Source organism: Parafannyhessea umbonata (assembly GCF_012844235.1).
In the GTDB taxonomy this organism is placed as follows: domain Bacteria; phylum Actinomycetota; class Coriobacteriia; order Coriobacteriales; family Atopobiaceae; genus Parafannyhessea.
The window spans coordinates 20,713-33,419 of sequence record NZ_JABAGR010000008.1 but is presented as its reverse complement, the minus strand read 5'-3'; the positions used below and the strand labels follow the sequence as shown (position 1 = coordinate 33,419).

Annotated in this window: 11 protein-coding genes; 8 read left to right on the top strand and 3 right to left on the bottom strand. The window is 68.5% G+C overall.

Translation table 11 applies throughout. The annotated features are described in order from the left end of the window. Window positions 1-101 precede the first annotated feature (101 nt). Together HF885_RS08370 and HF885_RS08365 are read left to right on the top strand one after the other, a co-directional pair. Window positions 102-740 carry an RNA polymerase sigma factor gene (locus HF885_RS08370; RefSeq protein WP_170104490.1) on the top strand — a complete coding sequence of 213 codons (639 nt, stop codon included), beginning with the start codon at window positions 102-104 and terminating at the stop codon, window positions 738-740. After that, window positions 700-1,734: a DUF4179 domain-containing protein gene (locus HF885_RS08365; protein ID WP_170104489.1), complete on the top strand. Its 1,035-nt coding sequence runs from the start codon at window positions 700-702 to the stop codon at window positions 1,732-1,734. The genes HF885_RS08370 and HF885_RS08365 overlap by 41 nt, the downstream gene beginning before the upstream one ends. 186 nt (window positions 1,735-1,920) lie before the next feature. Here HF885_RS08365 and trxA read toward each other — a convergent pair whose 3' ends face one another. Continuing rightward, complete coding sequence (gene trxA / locus HF885_RS08360; RefSeq protein ID WP_170104488.1) at window positions 1,921-2,238, bottom strand: thioredoxin; 318 nt, start codon at window positions 2,236-2,238, stop codon at window positions 1,921-1,923. Window positions 2,239-2,351: 113 nt separating this feature from the next. Here trxA and HF885_RS08355 point away from each other — a divergent pair, with 113 nt between their 5' ends. Further along, window positions 2,352-2,747: a winged helix-turn-helix transcriptional regulator gene (locus HF885_RS08355; protein WP_170104487.1), complete on the top strand. Its 396-nt coding sequence runs from the start codon at window positions 2,352-2,354 to the stop codon at window positions 2,745-2,747. A gap of 82 nt (window positions 2,748-2,829) precedes the next feature. On the opposite strand, the gene HF885_RS08350 is transcribed toward HF885_RS08355, so the two are convergent. Further along, window positions 2,830-4,080 (bottom strand): MFS transporter, encoded by a 1,251-nt coding sequence (locus HF885_RS08350; protein ID WP_170104486.1) that lies wholly within the window; start codon window positions 4,078-4,080, stop codon window positions 2,830-2,832. A gap of 601 nt (window positions 4,081-4,681) precedes the next feature. Between HF885_RS08350 and HF885_RS08345 the strand changes: the two genes are divergently transcribed. The 3 genes from HF885_RS08345 to HF885_RS08335 all read left to right on the top strand — a co-directional run bounded on the left by HF885_RS08345 (window position 4,682) and on the right by HF885_RS08335 (window position 9,665). Further along, window positions 4,682-5,626 carry a 3-hydroxyacyl-CoA dehydrogenase gene (locus HF885_RS08345; protein WP_170104485.1) on the top strand — a complete coding sequence of 315 codons (945 nt, stop codon included), beginning with the start codon at window positions 4,682-4,684 and terminating at the stop codon, window positions 5,624-5,626. 309 nt (window positions 5,627-5,935) lie between these two features. Beyond that, window positions 5,936-8,527 carry a ribonucleoside-diphosphate reductase subunit alpha gene (locus tag HF885_RS08340; protein ID WP_328804360.1) on the top strand — a complete coding sequence of 864 codons (2,592 nt, stop codon included), beginning with the start codon at window positions 5,936-5,938 and terminating at the stop codon, window positions 8,525-8,527. Window positions 8,528-8,606: 79 nt separating this feature from the next. Beyond that, window positions 8,607-9,665 (top strand): ribonucleotide-diphosphate reductase subunit beta, encoded by a 1,059-nt coding sequence (locus HF885_RS08335; protein ID WP_170104483.1) that lies wholly within the window; start codon window positions 8,607-8,609, stop codon window positions 9,663-9,665. A 51-nt stretch (window positions 9,666-9,716) separates the two neighbouring features. Here the strand turns inward: HF885_RS08335 and HF885_RS08330 are convergent, their stop codons facing one another. After that, on the bottom strand, window positions 9,717-10,055 hold the full coding sequence (locus HF885_RS08330) for a hypothetical protein (protein ID WP_206109868.1): 339 nt from the start codon (window positions 10,053-10,055) through the stop codon (window positions 9,717-9,719). A gap of 341 nt (window positions 10,056-10,396) precedes the next feature. Here HF885_RS08330 and HF885_RS08325 point away from each other — a divergent pair, with 341 nt between their 5' ends. Together HF885_RS08325 and HF885_RS08320 are read left to right on the top strand one after the other, a co-directional pair. Next, window positions 10,397-10,567 (top strand): hypothetical protein, encoded by a 171-nt coding sequence (locus HF885_RS08325; protein ID WP_170104481.1) that lies wholly within the window; start codon window positions 10,397-10,399, stop codon window positions 10,565-10,567. A 33-nt stretch (window positions 10,568-10,600) separates the two neighbouring features. Further along, window positions 10,601-12,586, top strand: a complete 1,986-nt coding sequence (locus tag HF885_RS08320) for an FAD-dependent oxidoreductase (protein WP_170104480.1) — start codon at window positions 10,601-10,603, stop codon at window positions 12,584-12,586. The last annotated feature ends 121 nt before the right edge of the window (window positions 12,587-12,707 follow it).

The window sequence follows — 12,707 nt, the reverse complement described above, 5'->3', positions numbered from 1 at the left end:
GTGCGCACAATGTGGAGCCGCGCCTCCCCAAGGCCCGCCGTCAGGTTTTTGGCCCACGCTCGTGTTGTAGGCGAGCGCTCACAAACGGAAAAGAGGACATCATGCCTAGAACAAGAGGCCGCGAGGAGGAGGTGCAGCGGGAGGCCCGGCGCCTCGTGGAGACGTACGGCAACCTCGCCATGCGGCTTGCCTACACCTACCTGGGCTCGCGGCGGGACGCGGAGGACGTGAGCCAGGACGTGCTCTGCAAGCTCATCTGCAGGCGTCGGCCGTTCGAGAGCCCGGAGCACGAGAAGGCGTGGGTCATCCGCTGCACCGCGAACGCCTGCAAGGACGAGCTCCGCAGCGCGGCCAGGAGCCGCAACGTCGCCCTGACGGCGGCGGGCGAGGTCGCGGACCAGTCCGCCCAGGTGGAGGACCTGGTGGAGAAGAGCGAGCTTCTCGGGCGGGTGACCGCCGCGGTGATGCGCCTATCTCCCCCGTACCGCGAGGCGGTGTACCTGTACTACTACGAGGGGATGAGCATCAGGCAGATAGCGCGAGCCACGGGGGCGACGGAGGCCGCCATCACGAAGAGGCTAAGCCGCGCCCGCGCGGAGCTGCGCAAGAGCTTGGAGGAGAAGAGCGATGGAAACCACGATGAGGGCGTATCGGGACGAGATGGATCGGGTCTCTCTTTCTTCCAAAAGGATGAGCCAGATGGCCCAGGCCGTGGCCTCGGCCGCGCTGTCTGCGACTGACGCCGCGCAGGGCGAGAGGGGCGGCGCGCGTCGCCCGGGGGTTCGCTGCAGGGCGGCGGGCGCGCGCAGGCGCCCGAGGTTTGCCGTCGCGGCCGTTGCCGCCGGCCTCGCGCTTGCCGTGGGCATGGGCGGCTACGCCTACGCGAGCGGACAGCTGGTGAGCGTGGCAAGCGCCTTCGACGACGTGTTCCTGGGGTCGACGGCGCCGACCAAGGTGAGGAACAAGGTCGGGCGCCCGGTGGACGCGGTCGCCACGAGCGACGGCGTGACCATCAGCGCGGACGCCATCATGGGAGACGAGCACAACTACGCCGTGGTGTACAGTATCCGCCGTGCGGACGGCAAGCCCCTGGGCAAGGTCGCGACGAACGCGAACGGCACGCTCACGATCGACGGCAAGACTCCGAACGCGGACTTCGACCAGAGCGTGGACGGCACATCCGGCGCAGGCGGAGAGAGCTACTTCTACGACGCGAACCCCAGCGACAACGCCATCCAGATGGTCACGAAGATGACGACGGACGCAAACGTGATCGGCGCCACCATAAGGACGAGCTTCAGGGGCATCACCCTGCAGGACGAGGGCTACCGCGATGCAGGCACCATCGCCACGGGCAGCTGGGACCTGAAGTTCAAGCTCAACTACGAGAGCAACTCCGTGAGCCTGAAGCCCACGGGCAGCCTCACGGTCGCCGGGACCAGCGGCAGCGTGCAGGGCGTGAGCGTATCGCCCGTAGGCGTCACGATCGACTACACCGTGAACGGCACCGAGAAGGCGCCCGCGAGCGGCAGGTGGTCGCCAAAGTACCTTGACCTGGGCGACATCACCGTCACGATGAGGGACGGCACCACCATGACCGTGCCCACCGGCGCCGCGAGCTCGAGCGAGAAGGACGGGAAGACCGTGGTGAGCATGGGTTCCTTCTTCGACGGCGTGGTCGACCCGAGCGACGTCGTGTCCGTAAGCTTCGCCGGCGTCACCGCGACGGCGTAGGGGGCAAGGCGGCGGCACTTCTCGCCCAGGGGGCGTGAATGTAGGACAGAGCACGGACAAGACCCCGTCGGACGTTCCGGCGGGGCCTTTCGCGTGCCGCGCGCGAGTGCGCCGCGGGGATGTAGACTGTCTGGAGGCAGGCGCCACCGCCGGCGCACCCACGTGCGAGGCGCCGCTTGGCCGGCGCTACAGCTGGGCGTCGACGTGCTGGGCGAGCATCTCCTTCGGCATGCCACCCACCAGCCGGTCGACGACCTTGCCGTCCTTGATGATGAAGAAGCTGGGGATGCTCATCACGCCAAAGGCAGACGCAAGCTCCGGCTGCTCGTCGGAGTTGACCTTGCCCACCTTGAGGCGGCCGTCATACTCTTCCGCGAGCTGCTCCACCACCGGCATCATCGCGCGGCAGGGCCCGCACCAGTCCGCATAGAAGTCCACCAGCACGGGGACGTCGCTCCCAAGCACCTCTGACTCGAAGTTCTCCTTCGTGAACCTGTACTCCATGGTCGCTCCTCTCTTGTTGGCGCCTTGCGCCTTGGTCGTTGACACCACTGTACGTGGTATATTTTCCTGAGCAAGTACGCAGTTTGGATATACGTGGTAAGGAAAGACTGACCATGGCAGCCACCAGCAAGAATGCCGCCCGCACGACAACGGCGGCACATGTGAAGAATCCGTCGCCCTGCCTGGCGAGCGCGGACCCCAGCGTCACCGGGTCCGGCTGCGCGCTGCGGCGCGTGCTGGACGCGGTGGGAGGCAAGTGGAAGATCCTGCTGATCGTGGCGCTGTCGCAGGCGGACGAGCTGCGCTACGGCGAGCTGCGCCGCCTGGTGTTTGGCATCACCAACACCATGCTGGCGGCCTCGCTCAGGGAGCTGGAGGCCGACGGCCTGGTGCTGCGCACGCAGTACGCCGAGATGCCGGTCCGCGTGGAGTACAGCCTGACGCCGCAGGCGCGCGAGCTGGTGCCCATACTGATGCAGCTGAGGGACTGGGGCGAGAAGAACCTGTAAACGCGGCGGAAGGCAGGTGCCAGACCGCGCCGGCGGCCGGCGGCAAGCGACCCGCGCCGCGGTGGGCGCGACGGCACAGGCGTCAGCGCGGGCCGGCCCCGCCCCTGCCGCACCGCATGCGCGGCAGCAGGAGCGCAAGCGCCACGGCGGTGCCCGCGGCCGCAAGCGCACCTCCCACCACGCCCACGGACGCGACGCCCAGCCGCGCCACGGCAACGCCGCCGAGCGCGGTGCCGCCCCCTATGCCCAGGTTGTACAGGCCGGAGTATATGGCCATGGCCACCGTGGCCTCCTCCGGGCGCGCGAAGTCTATGAGCACCGCCTGGAACGCGATGCCGTAGCCCATCTGGCACGCGCCCCACGCCACGAGCGCCGCGACCATGCTCGCCGGCGACGCGGCAGCAGGCAGCAGCAAGAACAGCACGGCGGACTCGCCCAGAAGGCTCGCCGCCAGGAAGACGCGTCGGTTGCCGTCGTACAGGCGCGAGAAGAGCACGCTTCCCAGCAGGCCCGCGCAGCCAAACGCAGAGAGCGCCAGCGTGACGCCGCGCGCGGGGAGCCCCGCCACGCGCAGCAGGAACGGCTCCACGTAGCTGTACGCCGCGAACTGACCGGCCGCCAGGAAGACCGTCACCACGTACAGCGCCACGAGAGACCCGTTGCGAAGGAGCCCCGGCAGCTGACCCACGCGAAAGCGCTCCCCCGGCCCCATGGACGGAAAGACGAGCGCAAGGTATGCGAGCGTGGCGACCGCCGCCGCGCCCATGGCGGCAAACGTCATGCGCCAGCCCAGCGCGAGGCCGATGGCGCGCCCCAGCGGCATGCCCACGATCTGCGCGACGGAGCTGCCCGTGGCCACGAGGCCAATGGCCGCGGACGACGCGCGCGGGTCCACCACGCGCGCGGCCACCACCATCACCACGGCCCAGAACACGCTGTGCGCGGCGGCCACCACCAGGCGCGCCGCCACCAGCAGCCAGAACGTGGGCGCGGCGGCGCACAGGAACTGCCCGGCAGCGAACACCGCGAGCAACCCCAGCATGAGCCGCCTGAACCCCACGCGGGACGCGAGCACCATGAGCGGCAGCGACATGAGCATGACGCCCCACGCGTACACCGAGATCATGTGCGCGGCGCCCTCCTCCGCAAGCGAGAAGGACGCGCCGATGTCCGTGAGCAGCCCGATCGGGACGAACTCCGACGTGTTGAACACGAACGCCGCGACCGCGAGCCCCGCGAGCGCCAGCCACTGCCTGGGCTGGATCCGCCCATCCTTCTCGCCCGCGGCGCCCGCCGCCCCTCCACGGGCGCCGCTCCTGCCAGATGCCGCCATCGCACTCCCCTCGCCTTCCGTAACGGACTGTCCAGTCTAGCCGTTCGGGGCGGGGCGCGGGCGGCGCAAGGCGGCGCGCACGGCGTCCGCGCGAGACATGGCAGGCGCGGGTGCCCGGTCGCCTGCCGTGCACCCGCGCCGCCTGTCGTCCGGGACCCACGACCTGCGCCCGGCACGCGCGCTGGGAGGGCACCGGCGACGGGAGAGGAGAGTGATTCGTCGCCGTGCTCACGCGCCGGCCGCGGCCCTGGCCGTGGTCCCTCGTGAACCCTTTCGGGGCGATGTCCCGCAAACCCCCGTAGCCTAATACCTACTTGCTAACTAGGAATTTGTTGACACCCGTTATACCGCCTCCCGCGGCGCCGGTCAACCTTGGGTGCGTTCGGCATTTTCGATCGCGGGCGTTCGGTGCGCGCGATGGCGGGCCGAAGCCTTTGCGGCCTTGCATTTGACACGGGCGTCATCGCATTTTGCGCACCGCAACTACCTGCGCAAACAACCGTCCACCGACGATTCCGACCGGTTTGGGAACGCTCGGTGGGCCGCTGGGTAAGAGAGGAACATTGCTGTCAGAGCGGCCATGCCGCAGAAAGGAAACCGCATGGACATCAAGAAGGTAACCGTCGCCGGCGGCGGCGTGCTGGGGAGCCAGATCGCGTTCCAGAGCGCGTACAGCGGATACGACGTCACCATCTGGCTGCGCACGGAGGCCTCCATCGGACGCTGCCAGCCGAAGCTCGACTACCTGCACGCCACGTACCTCAAGACGCTCGACGCCATGAAGGAGAGCCCGGCCGCCTACGCGTACGGCCTCATGCCGCGTGAGGACGTGACCCCGCAGAGCTGCGAGGACGCGAAGGCGAAGGTTGAGGCGGCATACGCCAACATCAGGCTCACCACGGACTGGGACGAGGCGTTTGGCGACGCGGACCTGGTGATCGAGGCCGTGGCGGAGAACGTGGAGCAGAAGGTGGCGTTCTACACCGAGCTCGCGAAGCACCTGCCCGAGCGCACCATCATCGACACGAACTCCTCCACCCTGCTGCCCTCGCAGTTTGCCGAGGCCACCGGCCGTCCGGAGAAGTTCCTGGCGCTGCACTTCGCGAACGAGATCTGGTCGCACCCCACGGCCGAGGTCATGCGCCACGCCGGCACCGGCGACGAGGCGTTCGAGGCCACGATCGCGTTTGCGGCGTCCATCCGCATGATCCCGCTGCGCGTGAACAAGGAGCAGCCGGGCTACCTGCTGAACTCCATGCTCGTGCCGTTCCTGAGCTCCGCCGAGGCCCTGTGGGCCAACGACGTCGCGACGCCGGAGGACATCGACCGCGCCTGGACGCTGGGCACGGGCGCCCCCGCCGGCCCGTTCCGCATCCTGGACATCGTGGGCCTGACCACGGCGTACAACATCGGCATCATGGACCCGCGCGCCAAGGACCCCAGCACCGTCCAGGCGAGGGTCGCGGCAAAGCTGAAGGAGAAGATCGACCGCGGCGAGCTGGGGCTCAACGCGGGCAAGGGATTCTACGAGTACCCGAAGCAGTAGCGTGGGCGAGACGGCCTCCCAGGCCGTGACATCCCGTGGACGAGGGACGCCCCGGACCGGACGCGAACGCGCCGGCCGGGGCGTCCCGCCCTTCTCGCCCGCCGGCAGCGCGCCTACATGACGCCCGACGCCCTCGCAAGCATCGTTGCGCACCTCACAAACACAACATGCGGTATGTAGATGGCTCCACGCCACCACTTGTGCCGCCTTTATTGCTACTTGTTTGATAGCATTTGTTTCGGGGCGACGCCCCATGTGACTGACGAGTGTACGCGCCGGCACGGCGCGCTGGCAGATGGGAACACGACGGTGGTAACGAAGCGAGACGGAAGGGTCGAGCCCTACGACAGGCGCAAGATCGGCGCCGCCATGCGAAAGGCGCTCGCGGAGGTGGGCGACGGCACGGCAGAGGACGCCGGCGCGCTCGAGGCGCTGCTTGCGGCGGTGGAGGCGCGCCTGGGCGCGGACGACGCGCAGGACGTCGAGTCCATCCAGGACCTCGTGGAGCGCACCCTGATGGAGAGGGGCCACTACGACGCCGCGAAGGCGTACATCCTGTACCGCCACCGCCGCTCCGAGCTCAGGGCCGCACGGCGGGCGATCTGCGAGCTCGCGTTCCCCTATACCCGGGACGCGGCCGCGGGCGAGGGCGGCGCGTCCTTCTCGCCCGACGGGGCCGAGGGAATGTCGCGCGCGCTCGACGCCGTGCTGGACAGGGTCTCGCGGGAGTTCGACCCCGCGACCTACCCGCTCTCCGCTCTCGCGGCGAAGTTCTCAGGCTTCGCGAAGCCGTCCATGGGGGCGGACGAGCGGGCGGACGCCCTGGTGCGGGCCGCCGTGGAGCTCACGAGCGCCGAGGCGCCTGAGTGGTCGCGCATAGCGGGCAGGCTGCTGGCGCTTGTGGCGGCGTGGCGCCTTCGCCGGCAGGAGCGCGCCCGCGGCATCGACGGCCTCTATGGCAAGCTCCGCTACCTCACGGACCAGGGGCTGTACGGGTCGTACGTACTTGAGGGCTACACGCGCGACGAGATAGAGCTCGCGGCCACGTGGATCGACGCCGGCCGCGACGACCTTCTGGACTACCCCGGCCTCGACCTGCTGCTGAAGCGCTACGTGGTATCCAGCCACGACCACGTGCCGCTGGAGTCCCCGCAGGAGATGTTCATGGGCATCGCGCTGCACCTGGCGCTTCGCGAGGAGGCGGGCGCCCGCATGGGGTGGGTCAGGCGCTTCTACGACATGCTGAGCCGGCTTGAGGTCACCATGGCCACGCCGACCCTCTCGAACGCGCGCAAGCCCCACCACCAGCTGTCCAGCTGCTTCATCGACACCGTTCCCGACAGCCTGGAGGGCATCTACCGCAGCGTGGACAACTTTGCCCAGGTGTCCAAGTACGGCGGCGGCATGGGCATGTACCTGGGGAAGGTGCGTGCCAAGGGCGGCAGCATCCGCGGCTTTAGGGGCGCGGCCGGCGGCGTCGTGCGCTGGATACGCGTGATAAACGACACGGCCGTCGCCGTGGACCAGCTGGGCGTGCGCGCGGGCGCCGTCGCGGTGTACCTGGACGCGTGGCACCGCGACCTGCCCGAGTTCCTGCAGCTGCGCACCAACAACGGCGACGACCGCATGAAGGCGCACGACGTGTTCCCCGCGGTGTGCTACCCGGACCTGTTCTGGCGTATGGCGCAGGAGGACCTTAACCAGCCATGGCACCTCATGTGCCCGCACGACATCCTGGTGGCGCGCGGATACGCGCTTGAGGACTACTATGGCGAGGAGTGGGAGCGCCGCTACCTGGAGTGCGTGGCCGACCCGCGCATACCCAAGCGCACCGTCACGGTGAAGGACGTAGTCCGCCTGGTGCTGCGCAGCGCCGTGGAGACCGGCACGCCGTTCGCGTTCATGCGCGACGCCGTGAACCGCGCGAACCCCAACCCGCACGCCGGCATGATCTACTGCTCGAACCTCTGCACCGAGATCGCCCAGAACACGAGCGAGATCCAGGGCGTGAGCCAGGAGGTCGTGACGGAAGGCGGCGACACCGTGGTCGTCACCACCACGCGCCCCGGCGACTTCGTGGTGTGCAACCTCGCGAGCCTGTCGCTCGGGCGGCTGCCGGTGGAGGACGACGCGTACCTGGCGCAGACCGTGCGCACGGCCGTGCGCGCGCTGGACAACGTGATAGACCTCAACTTCTATGCGCTGCCGTACGCGAAGGTCACGAACCGCCGCTACCGCTCCATCGGGCTCGGCGTCTCCGGCTACCACCACATGCTCGCGAGGCGCGGCATCGGCTGGGAGACGCAGGCGCACCTCGACTTCGCGGACGACGTGTTCGAGCGCATAAACCGCCACGCCATCGAGGCGTCGTGCGACCTTGCGCGCGAGCGAGGCGCATACGAGAAGTTCGAGGGCTCGGACTGGCAGACGGGCGCCTACTTCGCCAAGCGCGGCTACACGTCCCCGGCGTGGCGCGAGCTCGCCGCGCGCGTGGCCAGGCACGGCCTGCGCAACGCCTACCTCATCGCCATAGCTCCTACGAGCTCCACCTCGATCATCGCGGGCACCACGGCCGGCCTCGACCCCGTGATGCGCAAGTTCTTCCTGGAGGAGAAGAAGGGCGCCATGCTCCCGCGCGTCGCGCCGGAGCTCTCGCCCAGGACGTGGTGGTACTACAAGCCCGCCCACTACATCGACCAGACGTGGAGCATGCGCGCGGCCGGCGTGCGCCAGCGCCACATCGACCAGGCCCAGTCCGTGAACCTCTACATCACGAACGAGTACACCATGCGCCAGGTGCTGGGCCTCTACCTCGAGGCGTGGCGCGACGGCGTGAAGACCGTCTACTACGTCCGCAGCAAGTCGCTCGAGGTGGACGAGTGCGAGAGCTGCTCCAGCTAGCGGGCCACCACGGCCGGCAGACCCGCCTGCCGGCACGCGGCGCGACGACAGGCACAACCACACACACGAAGGGAAGACCATGCAGCACACGAACGCCACGCCCCTCTCGCCCAAGGCGCTCTTCAACCCCAACGGCGACACGGACGTGCGCCGGCGGCGCCTCATAGGCGGCAACACCACCAACCTGAACGACTTCAACAACGTGAGGTACGCGTGGACCACGGACTGGTACCGCCAGGCCATGAACAACTTCTGGATCCCGGAGGAGATCAACCTATCCCAGGACGCGAAGGACTACCCCAACCTCACGCCCGCGGAGCGTACCGCGTACGACAAGATCCTCTCGTTTCTGGTGTTTCTGGACTCGCTGCAGACGGCGAACCTCCCCAACGTGGGCGAGTTCATCACCGCGAACGAGGTGAACCTGTGCCTGCACATCCAGACGTTCCAGGAATGCGTGCACTCGCAGAGCTACTCGTACATGCTGGACACCATCTGCAGCCCGGAGCAGCGCAACGACATCCTGTACCAGTGGCGCACCGACGAGCGCCTCCTGGCGAGAAACACGTTCATCGGCAACCTCTACAACGAGTTCCAGGAGCGGCGCGACGCGCCCGCGCTGCTTCGCGTGATGATGGCGAACTTCATCCTGGAGGGCGTGTACTTCTACTCTGGCTTCATGTTCTTCTATAACCTCGCGCGCAACGGCAAGATGCCCGGCAGCGCGCAGGAGATCCGCTACATCAACCGCGACGAGAACACCCACCTGTGGCTGTTCCGCAACATGATCCTGGAGCTGCAGAAGGAGGAGCCGGGGCTGTTTACGCCCGAGGCCATCGAGGACCTGCGGCAGATGCTCGTGGAGGGGGTGCGCCAGGAGGTGGCCTGGGGAACGTACGTGATAGGCGACGACATCGCCGGCCTCACGAGCCGGCAGGTGAGCGACTACATCCACTACCTGGGAAACCTGCGCTGGAGCTCCCTGGGCTTCGGCACGCTGTGGCCGGAGCACGCGCAGGAGCCGCCAGACATGGCGTGGGTCTCGCAGTACAGCGACGCCAACATGGTGAAGACGGACTTCTTCGAGGCGCGCTCGACCGCGTACGCAAAGTCGACCGCGCTGGTGGACGACCTGTAAGGCAGGGGGACGGGCGAGAGGGACGCGAGGACGGGGGCGCGTCCTTCTCGCCTACCTGCGCGCCTTGCCCTCAAGCACCAGCATCACCGCGCCGAGAAGGACGATGGCGACGCCGCTGATGCCAAACCATGCGCTCACGCCAAGCGCCTCCGCCACGGGCGACGCCACCGCAAGGCCGACGGGAGTCGACACCATCGATACGATCTGGAACGCCGAGAACGCCCGGCCGAGCTTCTGGGGAGCGATGCTCTTCTGCATGTACGCCACGATGGGCACGTCGTAGCAGGTGGCCGTTGCCCCCATCGCGCCGCAGAGCACCGCAAACGCCACCCAACCGCCGAAGCTCTTGGGCAGCAGGCCGCAGGCGAGGCAGGTGGCGCCCAGTGCCACCGTCGCCTTAAACGACGCGCGCACCTCGTTTGCGAAGTTCGCCTTCGCGACCGCGAGGCCGTCGCGCAGCTCGCGGACGGGATGGAGCCTTGGGCGCTCCCCCTTTGCGCGCCGCCGACCACGGGTCCCAGGACGTACGAGGCGCTGCTGATGGCCTGCGACATGCCGCCGGCCTCCACGAGCGACTCCTCCGGAACGATCTGTGGGACCATGGCCTGCATCGCGGGCGCCTGAAACGCGGTCGCGGCCGCGCGGGCGGCGAGAAGCGCGATGACTGCGGCGACCGAGACGCCCCACGAGCCCATGACCAGCCGGGAGCCGGGTGGTCGGAGGCGTTCCACGTGTTCGGCAGTCTCTCGGACCTGCAGGTCGCGTGGTCGGCTGACCTCGCGCACGGCATCGAGCGCGGCACGACCTCGTGGGAGGCCAGACGCTCGTCGCGTTTACGCGGTAGGCGCGGCGACGCCGTCACCTACCGAAACGATGCCGCCCACACGGCGTGCCCCTTCTAGAATCAGGCCACCCACGTCCCTTTAGGAGGAGTAATGCAAGACAGCTACGCAGCCCTCAACAGCCCGTTTGCCATAGGAAAGATCAAAATCAAGAACCGCTTCGTGATGGCGCCGACCACCACGGGCGCCTACCTCGCGCCGGACGGGTCCTTCAGCAAGGAGGGGATCGAGTACTTCGTGCGCCGCGCCCAGGGCGGCATGGGCCTCGTGCAGACCGGCGCCCTCATGACGGACTACAAGATCGACGAGCCCGGCGCCCTCGGTCCCTCGTTCATGGCGACGCCCGCATCCCGCCAGGCGTTCATCGTAAGCTCCGCCGCACTTCTCGCCCGGCTCGAGGCGTACGGCGCCAAGATGTTCATCCAGATATCCGCAGGCCTCGGACGCAACAGCCCCGGCTCCTATGGCCCCAGCGCCAACCCGTACTTTGGCACCACGGACAAGATGAACCCGGTCCTCACGACGGAGGACGTGCGCGAGAAGATCAAGATGATGGTGGACGCGGCCCGCGTGGTACAGCAGGCGGGATACCCCGGCGTCGAGCTTCACGCCATACACTGGGGCTACCTGCTTGACCAGATGGCGTCCTCTCTCACGAACCGCCGCACGGACGAGTACGGCGGAGACCTGCGCGGCCGCATGCGCATGTGCACGCAGATCGTCCAGGGCATAAAGGAGTCGTGCGGCGACGACTTCGCCGTGACGGTGCGCCTGGGGCTGAAGGCGTACGCCAGGGGCTTTAACCAGGGCTCGATCGACGGCGAGGGCGAGGCCTGGCGCACGCTCGAGGAGGGCGTCCAGATCTGCCGCATCCTGGAGGAGGCGGGCGTAGACGCGCTCGACGTGGACACCGGCGTGTACGACAGCTTCTACTACGCCTGCCCACCCATGTACGTGAAGCGCGGCTACATGGAGGACATCGCGCGCGCCGCGAAGGAGGCCGTGGGCATTCCCATCATCTGCGGCAGCCGCATGGGCGACGTCGACGCGGACGAGCGCTGCATCGAGGAGGGCGCCTTCGACGCCATCGCCATCGGCAGGCCCATGCTCGCCGACCCCGACCTCCCCAAGAAGGTCGCCATAGGCCGCCCGGACAAGATCCGCCCCTGCATAGCCTGCAACCAGGGCTGCCTGCTCCGCCTGTTCCAGGGACTTCCCAGCGGCTGCGCCGTGAACCCCCTCATCGGCCGCGACAAGGACTACGCGCCCACGCCGGCGCTCGTGCGCAAGAGCGTCGTGGTGGTGGGCGGCGGCGTCGCCGGCATGGAGGCGGCGCGCACCTGTGCCATGCGCGGCCACCGCGTAACGCTGCTCGAGAAGGGCGACGAGCTCGGCGGACACCTCATCAGCGGCGGTGCGCACGACTTCAAGGGCGAGGTCCGCGAGCTCAACCTCTGGTACCAGGGCGAGCTGGACGACTGGGGCGTCGACGTGCGCATGGGCGTCGAGGCCACGCCGGAGCTGGTCGACGGCCTCGCACCGGACGCCGTCATCCTGGCGAGCGGCTCCTCCGCCGTGATGCCGCCCATCCCGGGCATCGACCACCCCAAGACCCTCGGCTGCATCGACGCCCTCCTGCATGAGGAGCGCGTCGGCCGGCGCGTCGTCGTGGTGGGAGGCGGCCTCGTGGGCTGCGAGATCTCGCTCGACCTCGTAAACAAGGGGCACGACGTCACCATCGTGGAGGCGCTGCCGCAGATCCTGAGCTCCGGCCCGGCGGTGCCGCTGCCAAATGCCATGTACCTGCGCGACGCGTTCGCCCACCACGGCACGCCCGTCCTCACGAACACGCGCATCTCCTCCGTGACGGACGCGGGCGCCGTGGTCCAGGGTCCGGATGGCGTCAGGACACTGCCCGCCGACACCGTGGTAATCGCGGTCGGCTTCAGGCCCAACCCGTCCATGGCACCTGACCTGCGCGGACACGGGTACGAGGTGTTCGAGATCGGCGACGGGCGCCACGTGGGCAACATCCTCACGGCCATTTGGGACGCGTACGAGGCCGCGCACACGATCTAGCAAAGGCGCGCGGCGAGAAGGACGATGCAGCCGCTGGCGGGGTTTCCGGATTCCGGATGCCCCGCCCGCTCATATCGTTCGCCATTCTCCTACATGCCGCATCTCCCACACGCCGCTCTCA

What these genes read in the sequence shown, in the direction of transcription:
- HF885_RS08350 (WP_170104486.1), bottom strand. Translation starts at nt 4,080, where the DNA reads ATGGCGGCATCTGGCAGGAGCGGCGCCCGTGGAGGGGCGGCGGGCGCC.
- HF885_RS08345 (WP_170104485.1), top strand. Translation starts at nt 4,682, where the DNA reads ATGGACATCAAGAAGGTAACCGTCGCCGGCGGCGGCGTGCTGGGGAGC.
- trxA (WP_170104488.1), bottom strand. Translation starts at nt 2,238, where the DNA reads ATGGAGTACAGGTTCACGAAGGAGAACTTCGAGTCAGAGGTGCTTGGG.
- HF885_RS08320 (WP_170104480.1), top strand. Translation starts at nt 10,601, where the DNA reads ATGCAAGACAGCTACGCAGCCCTCAACAGCCCGTTTGCCATAGGAAAG.
- HF885_RS08355 (WP_170104487.1), top strand. Translation starts at nt 2,352, where the DNA reads ATGGCAGCCACCAGCAAGAATGCCGCCCGCACGACAACGGCGGCACAT.
- HF885_RS08370 (WP_170104490.1), top strand. Translation starts at nt 102, where the DNA reads ATGCCTAGAACAAGAGGCCGCGAGGAGGAGGTGCAGCGGGAGGCCCGG.
- HF885_RS08365 (WP_170104489.1), top strand. Translation starts at nt 700, where the DNA reads ATGGCCCAGGCCGTGGCCTCGGCCGCGCTGTCTGCGACTGACGCCGCG.
- HF885_RS08335 (WP_170104483.1), top strand. Translation starts at nt 8,607, where the DNA reads ATGCAGCACACGAACGCCACGCCCCTCTCGCCCAAGGCGCTCTTCAAC.